The organism is Cellulophaga sp., from assembly GCF_039943695.1.
Lineage (GTDB): Bacteria > Bacteroidota > Bacteroidia > Flavobacteriales > Flavobacteriaceae > Cellulophaga.
This window is the reverse complement of record NZ_JBDVAA010000183.1, coordinates 54,954-77,569: the sequence shown is the minus strand read 5'-3', so window position 1 is coordinate 77,569 and position 22,616 is coordinate 54,954. Positions and strand designations below refer to the sequence as shown.

Genomic DNA, 22,616 nt, shown 5'->3' with positions numbered 1-22,616 from the left:
ACTCTGGTTTAATTAATTATTTAAAAAATCTATAAGCAATGCTGCACTCCATGAAAAATTATCTCCGCCATAACCAGCATCCTCTGTTCCTTTTTTACAGTTAAAATACTCGTAAAAGCCAAATTTTTCGATAAGCTCTATAGAATCTTCTTTTATGCGATCTGCAATATTATTGTACTCGTAATTTTTTAATCCGTAGAACAAAATCCAATTCATATTAATCCAAACAGGACCTCTCCAGTATTTTTTAGGGTCAAAACGATCACTTTCTGGATCAAAAGAAGCACATAAGTACTTATCTTCTCCTCCAAATTTTGTCATCATTGTATTTACCAATATATCTGCTCTCTCTTTACTTGGTATGTTTGCAAACAAAGGAGAAAAAGATGATGATGTTACAAAACATATTGGTTTATCCTTTCTTAAATCATAGTGTACATAAGCACCTAAATCTTTATCCCACAACTTTTTGTTAAAGCCTTTTATACTTTTTCCTTGCCATTTTACAAGTTGTGCTATTTTATCATCATTATCACCAATAAGTGTATACAAGTTAATTAATGCTTGGTTAGACTTTATTAACATAGCATTAAATAATGGGTCTATTACTAAAAAAGGAGATAACTCTGCTATTTTAGCATCGTTATAATTATTTTCTTTAGCTATTTCTATGATATATAAATAATGATCATACTCTCTTTTACTTGGTCTTTGTGATGCATCTACGTGTGTAGTGTCTCTACGTTCAAAAGTATAATCTGGAGGGTTCATTGTTTTCCAAATATCATCCCAAATAGGAGAGTTATCTGTTCCAGATTCCCAATTGTGGTAAATAAAGACCAACCCTTCATCATTTACATCTCTGTTTTGATAAAAATACTTATGGTTGTCATAAACCTTGTCTATTTGACTTTTTATATAGCCAAACATATCTTCTTTGTCTTTTGCTATTCTATACATTTCTTCTAGCACAAAACCAGTAACAGGAGGTTGTGTCATTCCTGTTGACTTGTACTTTTTAGATGACACAGGACTTAAATCTGATCTGTGCACATCTGCTCCTGGAAAGTAGGTATCACTCTCGTTATGAAAAACAATGTGTGGTATAAAACCATTATCCCATTGCGCATCTAACAAAGTAGAAATTTCTTGCTTTGCTTTAGACACATCATAATAAGCCTGACCAATGGCTATAAAACCACTATCCCATTTCCATTGAAAAGGATACAATCCTTTACACGGAATTGTAAACCCTCCTGGTTGAAAATTCTCCTCTAATACATTAATGGCTTGTGATATTAACCTCTCTTTCATAAAAAAATGTTGACTTAAACACACTGGCGGCACTGACTGCCGCCAATGTGTTTTTAATAATTATAAACAAAAAACTACTAACTTAGAAATTGAATGTTGCGTTTAAAAATACTCTTGTTGGCAACACTGGACGACCTACAAAAAACTCTTCATCTGTTTGGTTATTACCTAACCTTGGTGAGCCTTCTGTAACGCCATCTGAATTAAACAAATTAAATACTTGCGTACCTACTCTTAATGTTTCTCCTTCTTCACTTAAACTAAAAGTATATCCTAAATTAAGATTAGAAATACCTATTGCGTCTAATTCTATTGTATTTGTTTCATTAGTAAACTTTTTACCTGTGTAGTTAAAATCAAAACTAGCATCTAGCTTAGCATCATCATAACTAAGGCCCAAAGCACTAATAACATTTGGTTGTCTTCTTAACTCGTTACCCTCTATAGTTGGGTCGTTCTCTGACTTTGTAATCTCATGATCTTGGTATGTAAAAGAACCTGTAAAAGCAAAGTTATCTGCAAAACTCCAGTTCCAAGTACCTTCAAAACCATATGTATTAGAGTCTTGCTTATCTACTTCTTCTAAAAAACCACCTCCTGGAGCATTAACAAAACTTACAGAGCGCCTGTCTTTTAAACTAACATTATATAACGCTGCAGTTGCAGAAAAACCAGGAACGCCATATTTAACACCTAATTCTCCTTGAAGAATTTTCTCTGTGTCGTATGATGAAGGATTTCCTAAAGCATCAAACTTTGTACCTCTTAACTCTGGAAAAAAGTATCCTCTAGAAAAGTTACCATAAACACTTAAGTTATCATTTACTTTATACAAAGCTGCTAAAGCAACAGCAAAATCATCTGCGTATACATGACCTCTAGTATAGCTACCATCTCCCCAGGTTACATTATCTAAACCAGCAATACCTGTATTATCTACAAGGTAAGATGCTGTGCCTTCGTTTTCAATATCACCAGAAGCTCTCTCATATCTAATACCAAAATCTAAATTCCAACGATCTAGTTTAATTTCATCTGCTATAAATGCAGCTATTTTATTACTAGAAATATTACGATTTGTATATGCTAAACCTCTGTTTGTAACACCGTTTACACTGTAATCTGATACATTAACCAAACTTGGCCTGTTGTTGTATTCTCCTAAATACCTAGTAATAACATTAAAATCTCCTGCTTCTGACCTAGAAAAGAATGTACCAAAAGTAATATTATGTATATCTATAGACTTTGTTAATTTAATGTCTGCCATTAACTCACGCAGCGGTCTGTCTCTGTCTAAAATTCTGTTTTCAAAAAGTAATGCATCTGCATCTAAAGGTTGTCCGTTTAAGTATGTAAAATCTCCGCTTGCTAAGCCTCTTGCATCTAAATACTCTTGTTGTGTTTCTACAACTTTTGCTCCGCCTACACCGCTACCATCTAAAAATAAGTTAAACTGATGTGCGTATTTAGAGTAACGTAATTTTGCATCTAACTTAAAACTATCATCAAACCTATGTTTAAAATCTGCCATAATGTAAGACCCCTTTGTAGATACTCCGTCTTGTATTGGAGACGTGTATATACCATCTGGAGTTCTGTAAGATATGTCTTGTGCATCTGCAGTTTGCAGTGTAAAAATTTCATCTCCGTTATTTCCATTTGGTCTTTCTCTAGAACCACCCTCTAATGGGTAAGGCAAGAAAAATTGTACCTGATCATCTATATACTGACCAGATATTGTAATAGAACCTTTTTCTGTTACGTGCTTAATATTACCTCTTAATTGAAAACCTTCTGTTGGCAAACCTGTAATAATTGGCCCTTCATCATATCTATAAAATCCAGATAGTGCGTAAAAGGTTTTAGAATCTTCTCCGCCTAAAGGACCACTAGTAACAAAATCTGCCTTATATCTAGAGTTGCTACCAAACTCGGTTCTTAATGTTGTTTTTTGTTGAACTGTTCCTGTAATACTGGTATAATTTATAATACCCGCAACAGAACCAACTCCGTATAAAATTGAAGAACCACCACGCACAAATTCTAAACTTTTTATGCCTATATCATTCCTAAAATATACATCATGAGCAGATGAGTTTAAACCAAATGTGCTTAATACTGGCATACCATCTATTTGTAATGGATTAAACTGGTATTGACCACCAGAAGGCAAACCTCTTACAAAAATGTTAGATGCTACCTCACCACCACCACCTTCTGCGGTAATACCTGGCACACTACGCAATACGTCTGCCTGACTACTTGTATTTACTTTTGCTAATTGTTTTGCCCCTAAAGAGGTTACAGATAAAGGTGTTTCTTTTTGGGACCTTCTTGTTGATGTTGCTGTTAGCAAAACCTCATCTAACTGTTGTCCGTCTGCATTTAAAACAAAATTTAATGTAACTGAAGAACCAGATAAGTTAACAGTTTTTTCTATTGTAGTATACCCTATATAAGTAACTCTTATTATTTGCGAGCCACTTAAACTAGTATTAAATGTGTAATTACCATCAAAATCTGATGTTGTCCCTTCACTTGTTCCTTTTATAATAATATTAGCTCCATCTACCGGAACTCCATCTGAATCTTTAACCGTACCAGAGATATCTGTTTGTCCAAACACTCCTGTAATGCTAAAAATTAATGCGAATGCAATAATTAAATTTTTCATTTTGTTGAGTTTTAATAAGTTTAAGTTTGTTGTCAGTTATTTATAAAATGTACAATTGTGAAGTAAATTTATAAGGTGATTCTCAACAAATCAATAGTTTTATTGCAATAAAATAACGCAAACGTTTGTGCAATCGATTGCATAAACACTTTTTTTTGAGTATATTAACTTACAAACCCCAAAGTAAATGGCTAAAAAAGTAAATATCACGCTAAAAGAGCTATCAAAAAGACTAAATGTATCTGTATCAACAGTTTCCAGAGCTTTAAACAATCATCCTGATATTAGTCCGGCTACAATTGAAAAAGTTAAAGATTTAGCAAAAGAGCTCAACTACATTCCCAATCTTTTTGCTAAAGGATTTAGAGCAAAAAAAACAAATACATTAGGTGTTGTTGTTCCTAACATTTGTCACAGCTTTACTGCTACTATTTTAAAAGGCATTTTAACCCAAGCAGAAACTTTAGGATACAGAGTAATTATATCTGAATCTAAAAACAACGAAGAAAAACAGTTTGAAATGCTGCAAACTATGATACAGTTTGGAGTAGACGGCGTACTAATGTCTTTAGCCAGAAAAACAAAATCTGTAGACTCTATATTAAGCATATTAGAACGTATACCACTTGTTTTGTTTGATAAAGTTTCTGATAAAATACCTTGCTCACAAATTGTAATAGATGATGAAGAAGCATCTTTTAATGCAGTAGAGCATTTAATTGGTTTAGGCAAAAAAAGAATTGCTATTTTAAAAGAAACAGAAAACTCTTACAACTCAAGAACAAGATTAGCTGGCTATAAGCGTGCATTAACTAGTAACAACTTACCAATTAATGACGATTTAATTTTTAGCGCAGAAGGAGTATCATTAGAAAGCGGAAAAAGAATAACAAGACAAATTGCTAGTATGAAAAATAGACCAGATGCTATTTTTGCCATTACAGACAATGCAGCAATTGGAGCTATACAAACCCTAAAAACCTTAAACATTAATATTCCTAATGAAATTGCGGTTGTTGGTTTTAGTAACTCTGTTAAATCTACTATAATATCTCCAAGTTTAACAACCATAAACCAACCAGGAAGTAAAATTGGCGCAACTGCTGTTAATTATTTATTGCACGAAATATTAAACCCAAAAGAAACTATGCAAACCAAAACCATAGAGGTAAAAACAAATTTAGTTGTTAGAGAATCTACCTTTAAGGGGTAAACCGCTAACAACTAAACTTAAATATACTTGTACTTTTATTTATTTTTTACGCATAAATACAGAAATAGGCACTCCTTCAAAATTAAAATTTTCTCTTAATTTATTTTCTAAGAAACGCTTATAAGGATCACGTACATACTGTGGTAAATTACAGAAAAATGCAAACTGCGGATAAGGAGTTGGAAGTTGTGTACAAAACTTAATTTTAACAAACTTACCTTTATACGCTGGTGGTGGATAGTTTTCTATAATAGGTAACATAACGTCATTAAACTTACGTGTCTGTATTTTTCTAGCTCTATTATTATAAACCTCTACAGCTGTTTCTATAGCTTTAAAAATACGTTGTTTGGTAAGTACAGATACAAATATAATTGGCACATCTGTAAAAGGCTCTATAGCTTGCTTAATACGTGTAGTATATTCTTTTATAGAATTGGTTTCTTTATCTTCTACCAAATCCCATTTGTTTACCAAAATAACAACACCTTTATTGTTACGTTGTGCTAACCAAAAAATATTCTCTACCTGACCATCAAAACCACGAGTAGCATCTAACATTAAAATACAAACATCTGCGTGCTCTATAGCTCTAACAGAACGCATTACAGAATAAAATTCTAAGTCTTCTTTTACTTTAGCTTTTCTACGGATACCAGCAGTATCTACCAAGTTAAACTCAAAACCAAATCTGTTGTACTTTGTATCTATACTGTCTCTGGTAGTACCAGCAACATCTGTTACAATGTATCTTTCTTCACCAATTAAGGCGTTTATAAATGAAGACTTACCAGCATTTGGCCTACCTACTACAGCAAACCTAGGTAAATCATCATTTTCTTGTTCTTTTTCTGGAAGTACTTTTACAACAGCATCTAACAAATCTCCTGTTCCACTACCATTAATACTAGCAATAGTATAATACTCTCCTAAACCAAGTGAATAAAACTCTACAGCATCTTCTGCTCTTTTAGAGTTATCTACCTTATTTACCACTAAAAAAGTTGGCTTATCTACTCTACGCAACAATTTAGCTACATCTTCATCCATACCTGTTACGCCAGACTCTACGTCTACCATAAAGATAATAGCATCTGCTTCATCTATAGCTAATTCTACTTGCTTATCAATCTCTGCTTCAAAAACATCTTCACTTCCTAATACGTACCCACCAGTGTCTATTAGAGAAAACTCAACTCCATTCCAATCACTTTTACCGTAGTGACGATCTCTTGTAACACCACTAACAGCATCTACAATTGCTTCTCTACGTTGAATTAATCTATTAAAAAAAGTGGACTTCCCTACATTTGGTCTTCCTACGATGGCAACAATAGCACTCATTCTTTTATTTTTTTGCAAAAGTACTATTAATATCTGAAGAAAAACAGTATCTTTTTGTTTACTATCTATTTACATAATGAAAACATTACCTAACGACATTGTTTTAAGGCCTAGATTTCAGCTAAAATTAGACCATCCAAGCTGTATAATTCTTCATCAGTTTGAAAACACAAACAGTAACGATATTACTTGCAAACGATTAGATGAGCACCTCTTTTTAAAAATTAAACCTAAAAACATTCACTTTTGGTCTCCACAACTTCATTTAGAACTAGATAGTATTAATAAAGAAAGTTGCAAAATTTATGGTGTTTTTGGTCCCAACCCTTCATTATGGACCTTTTTTATGTTTATTCATTTTGCTATAGCAATTGCTTTTCTAATTTTTGCCATTTGGGGATACACAAATTGGTCTTTAAAGAAATCTTACTTTTTACAACTAACTAGTATAATTTTCATGAGTATTATTTGGGTGTCTTTATACATTTTTGGTCGTATAGGAAAACAAAAGGGAAAGCCACAAATGAATGAACTTTACGCTTTTATGCAGCAAACTATTGCTGAGTGTACTGCATAAAAAAATCCCTAACAACTACCTTAAATAGCTATTAAGAATTTTTTTAGAATATAAATTACAACTTATTTTATTTCGTAAATAGATACTGTGTTAGAAACCTCGTTAGTTATTATAACTAAATTTTCTCCAGACGGACTATCTTCTGCAGATACAGTTAGTAAACCCTCAGGAGCCACATCACTACCATTAAAAATCCAATGTACATATTCTGGAGCTGCAGGGTTTGTAATATCATAAACCATTACACCACCTGTGCGTTCTAAGCCTACAAACAATAATGTTGCATCTCCTATTTTTAAAGTAGCTACAGACTCTGGTTCTGCACCTTTATCATCACTTCTGCCATCTGCTTCACCCTCATCTGCATTAAAATAAGCAGGATTAACTTCTAATGTTTTTTTGCCAATAGCATCTCCGCTATCATAAACTAAAGATCCGTCTGTATTCCAAATTGTAAAAGATCTTGCTCCGTATGAATACAGCTCGTCAAAATCACCATCATTGTCTGTGTCACCATTTGCCGTAGTAATTTTAAGTCTACCTAAGTTTTCATTTAATTGAAGGTCTGCAGCGTTAGGAAAAACCGTAGGATCTAATGTTACATCCTTAACACGCTCTTCTTCAGAATAGCCATCATAATCTCTAGAGTCTCCCTCGTTAGCAGAAATAATATAACCTGTTCCGTTTATAGATGCATACGTTATAGCATCTGGCATATAAAAACCTTTTACTGGCCAGTTTTTAAAATTACCAACGATATCATCTTTATTACTAGCATCTAACATATTATCTGTTAGCATATGGTCTTTAACACCTAAACCAAAAACCTGAGTAATACTTTTAGAGTTTAAGTTAACTACAGCCATACCGTTGTTCTCTTGTAAAGAAACATAAGCAAACCTGCTATCTTTAGAAACCGCTACATACTCTGGCTCTATATCTTGCGCAACAGTTGCACCAGGACCAAATACTCTAAAATTATTGTCTATATCCTGACCATTAAAACCTGCAAAGCTTAACTGTACAACTTCTTTTTTAGTTAAGTCTACTATTGTTATAGAACCCTCTGGGTCTATAGTGTAATCATCATTTGGCTCGCCTTCATTAGCAGAAATAATGTATTTACCATCTGGACTAAAAGTTACCATATCTGGCAAAGCACCAGCAGCATAAGATTGCTCTAAAACTTGTGTATCTGTATTATAGGTTACAATTTTACCATTTGCTTGTTTGTTTGCATTTTCTACTGCAACCGCAAGCAATCCATTATAGGTTGCCACACTGTTTGGTGTACCTGTTAACGCTATAGGAGTTAGTTTAGATGGTGATTCTGGTGAAGATAAATCCCAAACCGAAACTTCGTTATTATTAGGGTTAACCACAAATAGTTTTTTAGAAACCTTGTCATAAGCACTAATTTCTGCAAAACCTTCATCTCCGGTTCCGTTGGTAAAACCACCAACTCTATTAAACGTTAAGGCAGATGTATCTATATGAGTTTCACCGCCACTGTTATCGTCTTTATCACAAGAAACAAACAGCGCTACAAATAATGCAGCGCTTAATACATATTTTTTCATTTTCAGGTTGATTATATAGTTCTCCCAAAAATGATGATGTAATATAACTTTATTGTAAACTTAAAAACAAAGAAAGGTTAGCTTTTAGCCTTTATTGTAACCAAAACGTTTTAATTGGTTTGCATTGCTACGCCAATTTTTATTTACCTTAACATAAAGCTCTAAGTGTACTTGCTTGTCAAAAAACTTTTCTAAGTCTTTACGTGCCTCTACACCTACTCTTTTTAAAGCAGAACCTTTATGACCAATAATAATACCTTTTTGCGAATCTCTTTCTACCATAATTACGGCACGCATTCTAATAATATCTTCGTCTTCAAAAAATTCTTCTGTATCTATTTCTACAGCGTAAGGAACTTCTTTTTTATAAAATTGAAGTATTTTTTCTCTAATAGTTTCGTTTACAAAAAAACGTTCTGGCTTATCTGTTAACTGGTCTTTAGGGTAGTACGCAGGAGACAGTGGCAACAACTCTATAATTCTAAGAAAAACCTCTTTTACATTAAAGTTCATTAAGGCAGAGATTGGGTGTATTTCTGCAGTTGGCAATTGCTCTTGCCAATATTGTACTTGCTCCTCTAGTTTTTCTTGCTCAGAGGCATCAATTTTATTTAATAATAATAGTACCGGTATTTTACTATTTTTCAACTTATTAAAAAACGCCTCATCTTTTAATGCTTTTTCTCCTATTTCTACCATATAAATAAGAATATCAGCATCTTCAAAAGCAGTCTTTACAAAATCCATCATAGAACTTTGTAATTCATAAGCTGGTTTTATAATTCCTGGAGTATCAGAAAGTATTACCTGAAAATCATCACCATTAACAATACCCAAAATACGGTGTCTTGTAGTTTGCGCTTTAGAGGTAATAATAGACAGTTTTTCGCCCACAAAGGCGTTCATTAAAGTAGATTTACCCACATTTGGGTTTCCTATAATATTTACAAATCCGGCTTTATGAGTCATTTTACTATTTTATCATTTAAAATGCAAAGGTACACTATTGTACGGCTTTACTACAATGCAAACCCTAAAATTAAGTATAATATAATGGTTGCAATACCACCAATTAAAGCATAAGGCAACTGTGTATTTACGTGATCTATATGGTCACTTGCAGAAGACATTGACGATATTATTGAGGTGTCTGATATAGGCGAGCAATGATCTCCAAAAATACCACCTCCTAAAGTTGCTGCAATTACAAGCGTTATAGGTGCCTGGTGTACCTCTGCCATTGGTATTGCTATAGCCATCATAATTGCAAATGTTCCCCAAGATGTACCTGTAGAAAATGCTATAAAAGAACTAATTACAAAAATTATGGCTGGCAAAAACTCTGGCGACAACCAGTCTTTAGACCATTCTGCTACAAATTTACCTGTACCCAACTCGTTACAAGCATCGCCAATGGCAAACGCTAATAACATAAGTAATGCTAGTGGCATAAGCTCACTAATACCTTTTAAAACCAAATCTATCATTTCTTTGGTTTTCATTATTTTTTGAGACCTGTACAATACCATTGCCACCAAAATAGCGGTTAATACTGCGTATAATACAGAAGAAGATCCAGATCCTTGACCAATTGCTTTAAATATATGGTCTGATGTTGATACTGCATCTGTAACATTACCCCAACCTGTGTACACCAAGTTTATAGGCATCATAAACACCATTGTTGCCAAAGGAATAATCATATTATACGCCTTTGCTTTTATACCTTCTTTTGGTGCTAACGAAGTAACCTCACTAGACAACATAGGTTTAGAGTTGTCGTTTAAAAGTTTACCTGTTTCTCGGGTTCTTTTTTCTGCTTTGGCCATAGGACCAATATCTTTTTTAGACACAATTACAATTACTACTATTGCAATAGCTAAAATTGGATAAAAGTTATATGCTATGGATGACAGCATTAACCCAAACGGATTTTCTAATCCTTGTGTAACCAACAATCCCATAATAAAAGCTCCCCACGCATTAAAAGGAATTAGTATAGATGATGGCGCAGAACTAGAATCTGCTATGTACGCTAATTTTTCTCTTGGTATTTTTAACTTATCAAAAACTGGTCTGTACAACGTACCAACCGTTAAAGAGCTTATACTGGTTTCTACAAACAATAAAATACCAGTTAATAATGCCAGCAATTGTACAATTACTCTGCTGTATCCTTTCTGTTTTTTTTCAAAATAGGCAATTACTTTGTTAAGCTGATTGATAAAACCTTCTACACCTTTAGAGTATTGTATAAATAAAAGTAAGGCACCCACCAAGGCACTAAACATAATGGTTCTTGTATTCCCCTCTGACTTAAATACATTTACCATACCCTCTATAGCACTTAAGGTACCTGTTAAAAAGTTCCAATCGTTTATGATAATCCACGAAAACCATATACCAAAAAGCAAAGCTATGTATACTTGTTTGGTACGTAATGCTAGTACAATTGCAATTATTGGAGGTAATATTGATAGCCAGCCGTAATTATCCATAAAAAATAGGTTTAGTAAAGGTTTTAAAAAACGTTACAAAATAGTAAGATTTTATAGAATACTAGCTGTTTTAAGCGTCAAAAAAACAGACTAAAAATTGATAAATAAATATTTTTTAGAATTATTTTGATTTTGGCTTGCCGGATAGAAAAAAGGTTGTATATTTGCAGTCCGAAATATAACGGTCAGCAGTTATGATCTGAAAGTTAAAAGCTAGGATGTTTATTTTGGAAACGCAAATCGCGGGATAGAGCAGTAGGTAGCTCGTCGGGCTCATAACCCGAAGGTCACTGGTTCGAGTCCAGTTCCCGCTACAAAGTTTAAAAGCTTCACAGAAATGTGAAGCTTTTTTTATGCACTTAATTTAAACAAGTGCCACTACTCTATTATGCTGTTTTACACATATTTTCTATTTGCACTTAAAATAGAAAAGTTACCTACAACTAATTTTATACCATTTATAAATAAATTATACCCAATTACACATATCCGTAATTGAACACAAAAAAATAGTTTTACATTGTGTTGAAAATTAGCAACCAAAAATTAACCAGCAAGCCAAATGTGTGTTTATTTAACAATTTTGGCGCAATAAACTTTATTAATCATGGTTATTTATTGTTGTAAACTATTAAAAAAACTGAAAAAGAAATGGCAAAATTTTTAGACACCACAGGTGTTTCTTATCATTTAGAACAATTAATAAAAAATACAGAAGATCAGTTAATTTTAATAAGTCCATATCTTCAATTTCATAAGAGAGTAAAAGATAATTTAGAGCATTTAAATATTCGAAAAAAAGATATACGAATCATCTACCGAGAGAATAAATTACAAGTTGAAGAAAGTAATTGGCTTGAAAGTCAAATTGGAATTAGGACAAGTCTCTGCAATTCATTACACGCAAAATGTTATTTGAACAAAAAAGAAGCTATTGTAACTTCTATGAATTTATATTCTTTTTCACAACAGAATAATGATGAAATGGGAATTTATGTAACCAAAGAAGCTGACGAAGAATTGTATAATGATATTAGAAAGGAAGCTGAAAGACTACTAACTATAAGTGAAGAAATTCGAGTTTCTGTTAAAAAAGTTGACAAAAATATTGAAAGACAATCTGAAAAAACAATTTCGGAAATTACACAAGCTAAAGACAAGTCGAAATCAAAACTTTTGACAACAAAGGAATTGTCTCAATTAACTGGCCTAAGCAGTCGAAAAGTAAACAGTTGGTTTTCTAACAAGAAACTAATGTATAAAAAAGATGACGATTGGATTACAACCAAACGTGGAAAAGAAATTGGCGGAATTGAAAAAAGCGGTCAATATGGAAAATTTGTTGTTTGGCCAGAAGATATTGCGAAACACATTGTAGAATGAAACTGTTTACTAAAGGGTATAAAAATATAACAGGTTTGTTCTAACTCAAAAGTTTAGTATTTTTTTTTACTAAATCTGCTAAATTTTGGCATTCATAGTAGAAAAGATAAATCTCAAAATTCTATATTTATCTAATAACAAAATAAGACGAGAAGCTTATCACTTGAGCTATTTTATTTATATGCAACGTAGTAAGCAATTTAACAAATTAAAGACAATATGAATTTAAAAGAATTATATCAAATATCGAAAACTGAGTTATCAGGGCTTTCATCACTTGACAATTCTGATTTTAGATTAGAACAAGCTGAATATAAGAAAGAAGAAAAAATTTGGGAAATTGTTGTTTCATATTTAGTCGAAAACACAAATAAACCAAATTCACCACTAGGAGCTTTGACATCTGGATTTACATATCATCGAATTTATAAGAAAGTAAAAATAGACAATGAAAAAAATGTTATCGGATTTTATATCTATGATAAATAATGATTTTAATAGATTCTAACTCTCTACTAGTTTTAATATTAGGATTAATGGATCCTGCTTTAATAAATACACACAGCAAAACGTCTATTTATGAAGAGGAAGATTTTCATAATTTAATTTCTACCATTAAAAATATAGAATCAATAGTTGTTCTTCCAAATATCTGGACTGAAGTTGACAATTTACTTAATAAATTCACAGGTAGTCAAAAAGATTTATATGTAAAAAGAATAATTGAAACAATTAAAATAACTTCAGAAGAGTATCTTGAATCTAAAATGGTTGAAAACAATTTGTTATTTTACGACCTCGGACTTGCAGATACGCTGATTTTAGAATATGCCAAAGATTGCGAAATGCTCATAACATCAGATTCTGCTCTATCAGACTATGCAAAAGCTTTTGGAATTAATGTTTGTGATATGAAAGAATTAAAAAATGAAAGATTAAGACAATAAAAACATTTACCAACAAAGAACTAAGCCAAAAACCTTACAAATTTTAATATTATTAAAAAGGCTCATAAACTCTAAAACAAGTTCTATGAGCTTTTTTTATGCGCTTAATTTAAGTTTGTGCTTGTTCTCGCACACTTACAAAGTTACGTGCTAAACCACGGAACTACTCATAGCTGAGACTGTTAGTTATAATTTGGATGTGATTCGTTTTTGGTGTATTTTTACATCAAATAAATAAATTATGTCTAGACAAAGTATATCATTTACAAAGCCAAACGATGAATGGTTAAAAGCCCAAGTAGACAATAAAGAATATTCTAGCAAAAGCGAATTAGTTAACGATTTAATTAGACAAGCACGAAAACAACAAGTTCAAATTGATTGGGTTAGAGCTAAAATTGAAAAAGCTGAAAATAGTGGATTTACGAGTGATAGTAAAGAAAGTATTTTAGCTCAATCAAAGTCTATGCTTAATGGCTAAATACAAACTGACAAATGAAGCAAAAAATGACTTAATTCTGATTCACCATTACGGAGTTAAAAAATTCGGGATAACCCAAGATGACAAATATTTTGAGTCTTTTTTTGAATATTTTGACATCATCACTAAACGTCCTTTTTCCTTTGAATCTGTTGACTATATAAAAAAAGGATACAGACGTTGCACGTGTGGCGTTGATAGTATTTATTATAAGGTCAATGAAAATATTGTTGAAATAGTGACAATAATTGGAAGACAAGATTTGAATGAAAAATTATAACGGAATTAAAAAAACTGCACACAACAAAAAATCAAATCAAAACAAATTCTTCGTTATTTAAAGACTTTATTATAGTAAGCTCATAAACTTTAAAACAAGTTCTATGAGCTTTTTTATGTGCTTAATATAAGTTGGTGCTTCTACTCTATTATTTTAATTACACAGCTGTTTTTAATTACATTGAGGCAGTTCTAATTTTTCTTCACTAAGCATAAAGCTATTATTATTCCAAAATAATTTATTAGTCTTGTCATTCTTAGGCTTAGACATATAGTAAAGTGGTTGTTTTATTCTAGAGACATTTAAGTTGTTTATTTTTGTAGATAATAAATCAGTTGACTCAATATAAATATTCTGCGCTATATTGGAATATGACTTTGATGTAGTTGTTATTTTATCGGTAATATGACTATGGAAAATATAATAAAAATTACCCGTCTTCTTGTAAGTAAAAATAATATTAAAAGAACGCTCTACGGTTTTGTCTAAATTTGTTTCTAAATCATAAGGCTTTTGAGTTACGCAATTCTCGTATTTTAATATAGCAAATGATTCTGTATCTATGTATATATTACCTGACGATGACTTTACCCTCCCATAACTACTGGCTGAAAACGAACTAGGTCTTTTATTGTTAAAGCCTATTTTGTAAGTACTTGTTCCTGCATAGTTAACAATATTCTTTTTTAGTAATTCAAATGAAGAAGTTCTATATAAAACGTTTGCTTTACTTAAAATTACACCTCTATCAAAAATAAAAGGCATTTTATTAACTTTACCCCAATAAGAATCTGTTATTTGCTCAACACCAATTGGTTGTTGATGTTTTGAAAACCCAAACATTTTAGTTTCTGGATTATTGGAAACTTTCATTCCTTTTGAGTTATAGGTTTCTATTATTGCCTCTTCTCCCTTAATTGCTTCACTATTCTTATTACGTAAACGTCTGAAGTAAAACTGTTGATTAAACGGGTTCTCAAAATAATTTATTTTGAGATTTTTACGTGCTTTATCAATAATCTCTTCTGCAGTAAATTGTTTAGCTTCGCCTAAAATTGTAACTTCATCCAAGCTAATAGTATTGTAATTTTTCTCTATAAGTTTTATATGTCTTTCTTTTAATTTAGAGAAAGTAGAAATTTCTATTGTGTCGTTTTCATAACCCATAATAGAGACTACTATTTTGCCTTTTAGCTCTTCCTTTGGAATATGTATTTTAAACATTCCTTCCTTATTAGACAAAACAATTTTATCTGTATTTAGTAAAGATACCTCTGCATTTGGCAAGCCTTTATCATTTGAAAAATCTAAAACCTTACCTTTTACAAACGATACTTTTTTTGAATTTACAGGTTCTTCATATTTTCTAGCATTAGCAGAATAAGAGGTTTTTATAAAAACAAGTCCATCAAAAATTTCAGACCAATTTGCCTTTAATGGCAAATTACCTAAAGCAGAGCAATAGTATTCTTTACCTTCAAAATTTTTAAATTCTAAAAATGCATTTTTATATTTTAAGTCTACCAGTTCTTTTTCTATACTATTTTCTGGAGGAGTTAAAAAAGGATAAGGTTTATTGCCTACTTCTCCCCATTTACCATCATAAGACGAGAAAGCTATAGTGTACATATTATTTTTAAAATGTGCTTTTAAAATTTGACCCATAGGTATAGCTCCTTCTAAAAGTTTATATCCTTGTCCCTTTTTATAATCTGTAGATTCACTATTTATAACATTTAATGAGTCTTGGGCTTCTAAATACTGTTCACTTAAGTTGGTAAATTTAACTTTGCTGATATTTTTTCCAAAATGGTATGATGCTCCCCAACATATCATTTTTTCATTAGGATACATTTCCGACAAAAAAATTAAGTTATTGGCCATTTGCGCATCCCTAGGATTCTGTACAAAAATCTTTTGTTTTTGTCGTTTTCTAATTTCAAACGAAACATCTGACACTTGACTTATGAAAGTCTGTTGTATCATTTTTTCATAAGAACTAGGTTTTTCAATAGCATTTAAATGATTGGCTACTAATTTAATTTTATCATATAGTGCTATAGAATCATTTTTATTTACCACTTCGTTTTCAATATCTTTTAAAACCAAGCCTTTTTCTAAACTATTAAAAAGTTGCTCATCAAGTAATATTTTGTGTTTTTTAAATATATTTTTTAAATCTGGAATAAAGTTATCATTAAAAATAGAGCCTTCCATACTGTCAAACCCTAACAGTCTTATAGTATCTTTTTGTTTTGCCCTATCATCTATATAATTATACAAATTCTGGATAGCCTCAGTTTTAGACCAAATATTTTCTACTTCATTATCTAAAATAGACGCCTCACCATTTTTACTATTAACATAGTTTTTAAAAGCTTTGTAATTATCATAAAATCCGCTTTCTAAAACTAAAATATTATACCCAAGATTCTCGTGTAAATATTTCACTATTTTAACCTTTTCGTCAAAAGTTGCACCGTCTCCATGGGTTTGTTCTCCCAATAACACTATCCTTTTATTAAATGTTATAGAATCTAAAAAAGAATAAGAACTAGTACTATCTATATTAATAGTATTTTGAGAAATAATGTTGTTGGGTAACAGAAGAGCAAGAAATAAAAAGGCAGAAAATAATTTCATCATTAACAAATTGATGGTTAAATAGAGTTTGTAAGAATCAATAATTCAATAGTTATTTAAAAATTTTTAGAAATACCTAGCTCTCTTGGTTCTATCTTTTTTTTATAACTCAAATATAACCAATTTTTGAGCTATGAGATTTTAGGTAATACTTAAAAATACTGTTTTTTAACCTAGTTATTCTTTTATGTCTTTTTCTAAACCAAACTACCTCCACTCTATTATTTGGACTGTATTTTTTAGTATTAAATACAAATTAGACTTTTCCTTAACATACATTATACTACAAATTAATTTAGTGTTTTGTAGTTTTGCACTACCAATTAGAGTAAGAAACCAAATTTTATTAGACAAACCACGTTATGAATAGTCAAATTAAAACATATGTAAGCCTACTAAAAATATGCATTTTAGCCTTGTTTATCTCTTGTAATACAGATGATGACAGTAAAGTGCTAAGTAGTAAAAAAGAGATTATAGAATTTACTTTTACAACAGAAGACAATTCTAATTTAACGGCTAATATTGCAGCTAAAATAGACCAAGACAAAAAAATAATTTCGGTTTCTTTTCCTTTTGACACTAATATTACTAAGCTTAAACCTACAATAACTATAGCTCCAAATTCTACTATAAACCCTAAAACTAAAGTAGAACAAGATTTTAGTAATACTATTTACTATACTGTTACCGCTGAAGATAAAACAGAACAGAAATATAAAGTAGAAGTAGTTGTTGAAGATAAAAAACTTACAGATCGTGAAATTTTATTAGAGTTTTACAATGCAAATCCTGACAATACTTTATACTGGGATTTAAGCGACTCTACAATGGATTCTTGGTATGGTGTTAAACATACTGATGGTAATGTAACTGAGGTTACAATTATTAACAAAAATATTGCAACATTGCCAGCATCATTTGGGGGACTTAAAAACTTAAATAAACTTGCGCTAGTAAAGGGGCAATTATCTAACTTACCTGAAGAAATAATTAATTTAACAAGCCTTACTACTCTTTATATTATTAGCAATAATATTACAGATCTTCCAGAAAAAATAGACAACTTAACAGAGCTTAAAGACCTTAATATTGCAAACAACAAGCTAAAAGCTATTCCTAAACAAATAGGTAATTTAAAAAACTTAGAGAGTTTAAATATTAGTGATAATGAATTAAAAGAAATACCAACAGAAATTGGTACGCTAAGCAACTTAACAACACTGTCTTTAGGTGGTGATAACATTGTAAATATCCCTTCTACAATTAATAACATAACTAAGCTTAATAAGCTATACCTTAATCTAATTAATTTAGCTAGTTTTCCTATAGATTTAAAAAACTTTACAGACTTAACACACCTAACGTTACACTGTAAATTAATTAGTTTTCCTACTGAAATAGGTACACTTAGTAATTTAACTAGTTTGGCTATTATTAATATGGATTTAGCTAGCTTTCCTGAAGAAATTGGGACACTAACAAACCTAGTTACCTTAAGTTTAGACAATAATAATTTAACTAGTTTTCCAAAAGGAATTAATACACTTTCTAAGTTGACTACTTTAGCTATTAATAATAACAACATAAATGCTGTTACTGATGAAATAACAGTTTTTACTAACCTTAAAACATTGTCTTTTAAAGGTAATCAACTAGTTAGTATTCCTACAGAAATAGAGAAACTAACCCAACTAACTTATTTAAATTTAGAAGAAAATAAATTAACTAGTATACCTGCTGAAATAGGAAACCTTGGATATTTAGAAGATTTATTTTTAGAAAAAAATGAACTTAGCACTATACCACAAAGCGTATGTGACTTAAAAAGTAATAATAACACCACTATTTTTATTGACTCGGGCGTAACTTGCAACTAAATGCTTTATTATACTAAGCTTAGAGTCTAAATTTCTTTTTTGCTTAAGTATGATTTATGTTCTTTTTCCGCTTAAAAAATAAGAGTAACTTTAGTATGTAATTACTAAATTTAGTAGCAATGAAAAGTAACTCTGAACATAAAATATACGACTGTATTATTATTGGTGGCGGACAAGCAGGTTTGTCTGTTGGTTATTTTTTTAGAAGAACAAAATTAGAGTATCTTATTTTAGACGAACAAGATACCGTTGGTGGTGCTTGGTTAAAAACTTGGGACAGTTTAAAGCTATTTTCGCCTGCTGCATACAGTTCTTTATCTGGCTGGCAAATGCCTAATACAGATGAAGAATACCCTACTAAAAACGAGTTTATTAAGTATATTACTGCTTATAAAAAAAGATACAATTTTCCTGTAAACTATAGTACAACTGTGCAACAGGTTATTAAAGAACATAACTTATATAAAATAACTACAAACAAAGGTGTTTTTTATAGTAAAACACTAGTAAGTGCTACGGGTACTGCTAAAAATCCTTTTATTCCAACATATCCAAAAGCAGACATTTTTAAAGGAGAACAAATACATTCTGTAAATTATAAAAATGCTAGTAATTTAAAAGATAAAAATGTTATTGTTGTTGGCGGCGGTAACTCTGGTGCTCAAATTTTAGCAGAAGTATCTAAAGTTGCTAAAACAAAATGGGTTACCTTAAAAGAACCTAATTTTTTACCTAAGGAGATAGATGGTCGTTATTTGTTTAAACAGGCCACAGAAAGCTATGTTAATAACGACACAAAAAGCTATACAGAGAAAGTGTCATTAAGTGATATTGTACAAATTAAAAGCGTACAAGAAGCCTTAAAAAGAGAGGTTTTTAAAGATTATAGGCCTTTTACATCCTTTTATGAAAATGGTGTTATCTGGGAAGGCAACACTAAAGAACCTGTAGATGTAATTATTTGGTGTACTGGCTTTAGAGCTAATTTAGAACATTTGTCTGCATTGCAAATTACTCAAAACGGCAAAATAAACACAACAGGCACAAAAGCTACAGATATAAATGGCTTGTGGTTGGTTGGCTATGGCAATTGGACGGGTTTTGCCTCTGCTACTATTTATGGCGTTGGAAAAACTGCTAAACAAACTGTAAAGGAGATTGTTGCTTATATTGATAATATATGATTCTTCAAAGGAATAAGAAATTATTAATTTGTAGGTTTTTATTTTTTAATTTGTAAGTTTGAAACCAACATTTAAACTTACTTATGAAAAAAACATCTTATTTATTTGCCTTACTAGTTTTTAGCTTAGTTACAATTAGTTGTAATAACGATGATGACACAACCAAATCAGATCCAGAAGTAGATAATACAACAAAAATTATTGGTCTTTGGGAAATTGACAAACAATTTTTAAATGGAGATATTCTCCCGTTTACTGATGAATGCCAAGCAATTGAAACTACTGAATTTAAAGCAGATGAATCCTTTTTTTCTGTAGAACTAGATCCAATAGACGGAGAGTGTGTTGATGCAGAACCATCTAAAGGAACTTGGAGCATTAGTAATTCTGAGTTAACTCTAAACTTCACTCAAACTGGAAGTTTAATTCAAAATGACACTTATGTATTTGAGATATTAGACTTAACTAGTAGCTCTTTAAAAATTAAAATAACCTCTTTAGATGTAGATGACGACGGTAACAATGACGAATACGAGATACAATATGTAAAATAAAACCAATAATATATACTTAAAAAGCCACAAGTTTATTTATAAACCTGTGGCTTTTTACTTTTTATAACACGAATATATACTGATACAGGGCGAAAAAAAACTGAGTATTTCATCACTCTTAAAAATTACATTACTTAGCCTATATAACTACAATACAGAATTAATTTTTATATAAAAATGAAAAATAGATATTTACTAACAACAATATGTACACTACTTATTAGTGCTTTTGCATTAGGACAAACAATAAGCCTTGGCAGTGATGAACCCGAAACAAACCAGTATAGTAATGACAAAATTGCTACATCTATTAAAGAGATCCTAAGCACAACAAATAACAAGGATATTTTAGGTAATGAAAAAGTAGAAAAAGACCTTATTATTGTTTTAAAAAACGATGGAGAAATAACGTCTTATGATTTAGAAAGTTTAGACCAAAAATGGAATATTAAGTTTACAGATAGCTCTTATAATAAAATGAGGAATCAGTTTAAAATTGAAAACTCTATTTTATATGCTACAAGCACACAAAAAGAAATTATTGCTGCTAATGTAAATGATGGCAGTCTGTATTGGAAAACAGAAATTGGTATGCACTCTGGCGTAGATAAAAGGTATGTAATTAGTGGTCAGCATTTACCAATACAAGGAAATTTAATTTTTTTAGCATCTAACAACAAACAACTATACGCTTTTAACAAATATACAGGAGACAAAGTATGGAACTACAAGTTACAGTTTCCTTTCAATAACTATACGCCTGTTTTAAACAAAGACAACCTTGTAATATCTAACGCGCCTTATGTGTACTCTTTTAAATTACAAACAGGACAAGCAATTTGGCAAAGAGGTTTTGGTAATACCCCTATGTATTCTTTAATGCAGATTGATGATAAAAAAGCTTACGTAGCTAACGAATATAATAAAGTATATGCTTTAAATATTGACGATATGGCGTCTATAGCTTGGGAATACCAAACCGAACATACATATGCCAATATAGACAGCAACACTATACTAGACGGTGGAACGTATTATTTTGCATCTGAAACAGATAATGATACCTTAGATGCTATTGCTTTAAATAGTGATAACGGGGAGTTACTATGGAAAACTAGTCTAAATATTGATGGTGATGATGTTAGGTACTTTAGTAAATACAACAACTATATTTATGGTTTTACAAAGGCTGATACTAATGCCTTTTTTATGCTAAACGCTGCAGATGGTAAGCAGTTAAAAATTAGTCAGCCTAAGGAGAAGATACTATCTAATATTTTTATTTCTAATGGCGAACTAACATTTTTAACAAAAAACTATTTTGTAACCTACAACCTTAAAACAAAAAAGTACGCTTACAAAGACATTAAACTAGAATATGAGGTTAATGATGCTTTTAATTTATATTTTGAAATAGTTAAAGCTAATTAATCAAAACATTACAAAACAATTAAACCTGCTAAAATTTTGAACAACATTATTACATACATAAAGCCAGTTTCTATCTTAAAAAGAATTTTTGGTGCTTTTTTAATTTTACTTTCTATTTACGTTGTACTATTTAACAACATTTTATTTGGTTTTTTTATGTGTGCGCTGGGTATTTTTTTAAGTGCTACAACAGGTTCACAAATTAATTTAAGCAACAATACCCATAGAGAAATTTGGTCTATTTTTTCAATTCATTTTGGCAATTGGCATAAAAATCCAGAGTTTGAGTATATATCTGTTTTTAAAGGCAAACAATCGCAACGTATAAATTCACTTGGCGCATCTGCGTCATTTTCAAATCAAATTTTTATTATCAATTTATTTTATTTAAAAAATAAACACATTACTTTTTATCAATCTAAAAACAAAGACAATGCTTTTAAAGTGGCAACAGATATTAAAAATACTTTAAAGTTAGATATTTTAGATGCTACAGAGAAAGAACAGAAATGGTTACCATAAGCAACTTATTATTACATTTTGTAAGTCCTATTCTCAAAAATTATTATTATTTAAGACGATTAAAAAGTAGAACAAGCACAGGTTAGTAGCCTTAAAAAAGAAACCAAA

General features: G+C 30.8%; 19 protein-coding genes and 1 tRNA gene. 13 read left to right on the top strand and 7 right to left on the bottom strand.

What is annotated here, in order from left to right; translation table 11 throughout:
* Positions 1-12: 12 nt before the first annotated feature.
* Both ABJD66_RS12575 and ABJD66_RS12570 read right to left on the bottom strand, forming a co-directional pair.
* A complete protein-coding gene (locus ABJD66_RS12575) occupies positions 13-1,314 on the bottom strand; it encodes a trehalase family glycosidase (RefSeq protein WP_348132129.1) in 1,302 nt (433 codons plus the stop codon).
* Positions 1,315-1,396: 82 nt separating this feature from the next.
* Positions 1,397-3,991 carry a TonB-dependent receptor gene (locus ABJD66_RS12570; RefSeq protein ID WP_100894973.1) on the bottom strand — a complete coding sequence of 865 codons (2,595 nt, stop codon included), beginning with the start codon at positions 3,989-3,991 and terminating at the stop codon, positions 1,397-1,399.
* Positions 3,992-4,178: 187 nt separating this feature from the next.
* On the opposite strand from ABJD66_RS12570, the gene ABJD66_RS12565 reads away from it, so the two are divergent.
* The gene (locus ABJD66_RS12565) at positions 4,179-5,204 is read left to right on the top strand and encodes a LacI family DNA-binding transcriptional regulator (protein ID WP_348132126.1); all 1,026 of its coding nucleotides are present in this window, start codon (positions 4,179-4,181) and stop codon (positions 5,202-5,204) included.
* Between the two features lie 39 nt (positions 5,205-5,243).
* Here ABJD66_RS12565 and der read toward each other — a convergent pair whose 3' ends face one another.
* Positions 5,244-6,548: a ribosome biogenesis GTPase Der gene (gene der / locus ABJD66_RS12560; RefSeq protein ID WP_100894971.1), complete on the bottom strand. Its 1,305-nt coding sequence runs from the start codon at positions 6,546-6,548 to the stop codon at positions 5,244-5,246.
* Positions 6,549-6,624: 76 nt separating this feature from the next.
* Here der and ABJD66_RS12555 point away from each other — a divergent pair, with 76 nt between their 5' ends.
* Positions 6,625-7,125 (top strand): GTP-binding protein, encoded by a 501-nt coding sequence (locus ABJD66_RS12555; RefSeq protein WP_348132123.1) that lies wholly within the window; start codon positions 6,625-6,627, stop codon positions 7,123-7,125.
* 62 nt (positions 7,126-7,187) lie between these two features.
* On the opposite strand, the gene ABJD66_RS12550 is transcribed toward ABJD66_RS12555, so the two are convergent.
* The 3 genes from ABJD66_RS12550 to ABJD66_RS12540 form a co-directional block, all read right to left on the bottom strand.
* Complete coding sequence (locus ABJD66_RS12550; protein WP_348132120.1) at positions 7,188-8,705, bottom strand: choice-of-anchor I family protein; 1,518 nt, start codon at positions 8,703-8,705, stop codon at positions 7,188-7,190.
* 84 nt (positions 8,706-8,789) lie between these two features.
* On the bottom strand, positions 8,790-9,674 hold the full coding sequence (gene era / locus ABJD66_RS12545; protein WP_013620291.1) for a GTPase Era: 885 nt from the start codon (positions 9,672-9,674) through the stop codon (positions 8,790-8,792).
* A 50-nt stretch (positions 9,675-9,724) separates the two neighbouring features.
* The gene (locus ABJD66_RS12540; RefSeq protein WP_348132116.1) at positions 9,725-11,203 is read right to left on the bottom strand and encodes a Na+/H+ antiporter NhaC family protein; all 1,479 of its coding nucleotides are present in this window, start codon (positions 11,201-11,203) and stop codon (positions 9,725-9,727) included.
* 241 nt (positions 11,204-11,444) lie between these two features.
* On the opposite strand from ABJD66_RS12540, the gene ABJD66_RS12535 reads away from it, so the two are divergent.
* From ABJD66_RS12535 to ABJD66_RS12510, 6 genes are all read left to right on the top strand, one after another.
* Positions 11,445-11,517, top strand: a tRNA-Met gene (locus ABJD66_RS12535).
* A 337-nt stretch (positions 11,518-11,854) separates the two neighbouring features.
* The gene (locus tag ABJD66_RS12530; protein WP_348132113.1) at positions 11,855-12,586 is read left to right on the top strand and encodes a phospholipase D family protein; all 732 of its coding nucleotides are present in this window, start codon (positions 11,855-11,857) and stop codon (positions 12,584-12,586) included.
* A gap of 219 nt (positions 12,587-12,805) precedes the next feature.
* Positions 12,806-13,075, top strand: coding sequence for a hypothetical protein (locus tag ABJD66_RS12525; protein WP_348132110.1), 270 nt, complete (start codon positions 12,806-12,808; stop codon positions 13,073-13,075).
* A complete protein-coding gene (locus ABJD66_RS12520) occupies positions 13,075-13,533 on the top strand; it encodes a hypothetical protein (RefSeq protein WP_348132107.1) in 459 nt (152 codons plus the stop codon). The genes ABJD66_RS12525 and ABJD66_RS12520 overlap by 1 nt, the downstream gene beginning before the upstream one ends.
* Before the next feature lie 241 nt (positions 13,534-13,774).
* A complete protein-coding gene (locus tag ABJD66_RS12515; protein WP_100894965.1) occupies positions 13,775-14,014 on the top strand; it encodes a CopG family transcriptional regulator in 240 nt (79 codons plus the stop codon).
* Positions 14,007-14,294 carry a type II toxin-antitoxin system RelE/ParE family toxin gene (locus ABJD66_RS12510; RefSeq protein ID WP_348132104.1) on the top strand — a complete coding sequence of 96 codons (288 nt, stop codon included), beginning with the start codon at positions 14,007-14,009 and terminating at the stop codon, positions 14,292-14,294. Before ABJD66_RS12515 ends, ABJD66_RS12510 begins: the two co-directional genes overlap by 8 nt.
* A gap of 171 nt (positions 14,295-14,465) precedes the next feature.
* Here ABJD66_RS12510 and ABJD66_RS12505 read toward each other — a convergent pair whose 3' ends face one another.
* Positions 14,466-16,940, bottom strand: a complete 2,475-nt coding sequence (locus ABJD66_RS12505; RefSeq protein ID WP_348132101.1) for an erythromycin esterase family protein — start codon at positions 16,938-16,940, stop codon at positions 14,466-14,468.
* Between the two features lie 359 nt (positions 16,941-17,299).
* On the opposite strand from ABJD66_RS12505, the gene ABJD66_RS12500 reads away from it, so the two are divergent.
* From ABJD66_RS12500 to ABJD66_RS12480, 5 genes are all read left to right on the top strand, one after another.
* Positions 17,300-18,817 (top strand): leucine-rich repeat domain-containing protein, encoded by a 1,518-nt coding sequence (locus ABJD66_RS12500; protein WP_348132098.1) that lies wholly within the window; start codon positions 17,300-17,302, stop codon positions 18,815-18,817.
* Positions 18,818-18,936: 119 nt separating this feature from the next.
* A complete protein-coding gene (locus ABJD66_RS12495; protein WP_348132095.1) occupies positions 18,937-20,001 on the top strand; it encodes an ArsO family NAD(P)H-dependent flavin-containing monooxygenase in 1,065 nt (354 codons plus the stop codon).
* Between the two features lie 83 nt (positions 20,002-20,084).
* A complete protein-coding gene (locus ABJD66_RS12490) occupies positions 20,085-20,555 on the top strand; it encodes a lipocalin family protein (RefSeq protein WP_348132092.1) in 471 nt (156 codons plus the stop codon).
* Positions 20,556-20,732: 177 nt separating this feature from the next.
* A complete protein-coding gene (locus ABJD66_RS12485; RefSeq protein WP_348132089.1) occupies positions 20,733-21,986 on the top strand; it encodes a PQQ-binding-like beta-propeller repeat protein in 1,254 nt (417 codons plus the stop codon).
* Between the two features lie 36 nt (positions 21,987-22,022).
* Positions 22,023-22,508 carry a hypothetical protein gene (locus ABJD66_RS12480; RefSeq protein ID WP_348132086.1) on the top strand — a complete coding sequence of 162 codons (486 nt, stop codon included), beginning with the start codon at positions 22,023-22,025 and terminating at the stop codon, positions 22,506-22,508.
* Positions 22,509-22,616 lie beyond the last annotated feature (108 nt).

Bases quoted from the DNA above. Each gene is read 5' to 3' on its own strand.
- ABJD66_RS12490 (WP_348132092.1), top strand. From the start codon at position 20,085: ATGAAAAAAACATCTTATTTATTTGCCTTACTAGTTTTTAGCTTAGTT.
- ABJD66_RS12565 (WP_348132126.1), top strand. From the start codon at position 4,179: ATGGCTAAAAAAGTAAATATCACGCTAAAAGAGCTATCAAAAAGACTA.
- ABJD66_RS12500 (WP_348132098.1), top strand. From the start codon at position 17,300: ATGAATAGTCAAATTAAAACATATGTAAGCCTACTAAAAATATGCATT.
- ABJD66_RS12485 (WP_348132089.1), top strand. From the start codon at position 20,733: ATGAAAAATAGATATTTACTAACAACAATATGTACACTACTTATTAGT.
- der (WP_100894971.1), bottom strand. From the start codon at position 6,548: ATGAGTGCTATTGTTGCCATCGTAGGAAGACCAAATGTAGGGAAGTCC.
- ABJD66_RS12505 (WP_348132101.1), bottom strand. From the start codon at position 16,940: ATGATGAAATTATTTTCTGCCTTTTTATTTCTTGCTCTTCTGTTACCC.
- ABJD66_RS12515 (WP_100894965.1), top strand. From the start codon at position 13,775: ATGTCTAGACAAAGTATATCATTTACAAAGCCAAACGATGAATGGTTA.
- ABJD66_RS12575 (WP_348132129.1), bottom strand. From the start codon at position 1,314: ATGAAAGAGAGGTTAATATCACAAGCCATTAATGTATTAGAGGAGAAT.
- ABJD66_RS12525 (WP_348132110.1), top strand. From the start codon at position 12,806: ATGAATTTAAAAGAATTATATCAAATATCGAAAACTGAGTTATCAGGG.
- era (WP_013620291.1), bottom strand. From the start codon at position 9,674: ATGACTCATAAAGCCGGATTTGTAAATATTATAGGAAACCCAAATGTG.
- ABJD66_RS12495 (WP_348132095.1), top strand. From the start codon at position 18,937: ATGAAAAGTAACTCTGAACATAAAATATACGACTGTATTATTATTGGT.
- ABJD66_RS12570 (WP_100894973.1), bottom strand. From the start codon at position 3,991: ATGAAAAATTTAATTATTGCATTCGCATTAATTTTTAGCATTACAGGA.
- ABJD66_RS12520 (WP_348132107.1), top strand. From the start codon at position 13,075: ATGATTTTAATAGATTCTAACTCTCTACTAGTTTTAATATTAGGATTA.
- ABJD66_RS12510 (WP_348132104.1), top strand. From the start codon at position 14,007: ATGGCTAAATACAAACTGACAAATGAAGCAAAAAATGACTTAATTCTG.
- ABJD66_RS12540 (WP_348132116.1), bottom strand. From the start codon at position 11,203: ATGGATAATTACGGCTGGCTATCAATATTACCTCCAATAATTGCAATT.
- ABJD66_RS12555 (WP_348132123.1), top strand. From the start codon at position 6,625: ATGAAAACATTACCTAACGACATTGTTTTAAGGCCTAGATTTCAGCTA.
- ABJD66_RS12530 (WP_348132113.1), top strand. From the start codon at position 11,855: ATGGCAAAATTTTTAGACACCACAGGTGTTTCTTATCATTTAGAACAA.
- ABJD66_RS12550 (WP_348132120.1), bottom strand. From the start codon at position 8,705: ATGAAAAAATATGTATTAAGCGCTGCATTATTTGTAGCGCTGTTTGTT.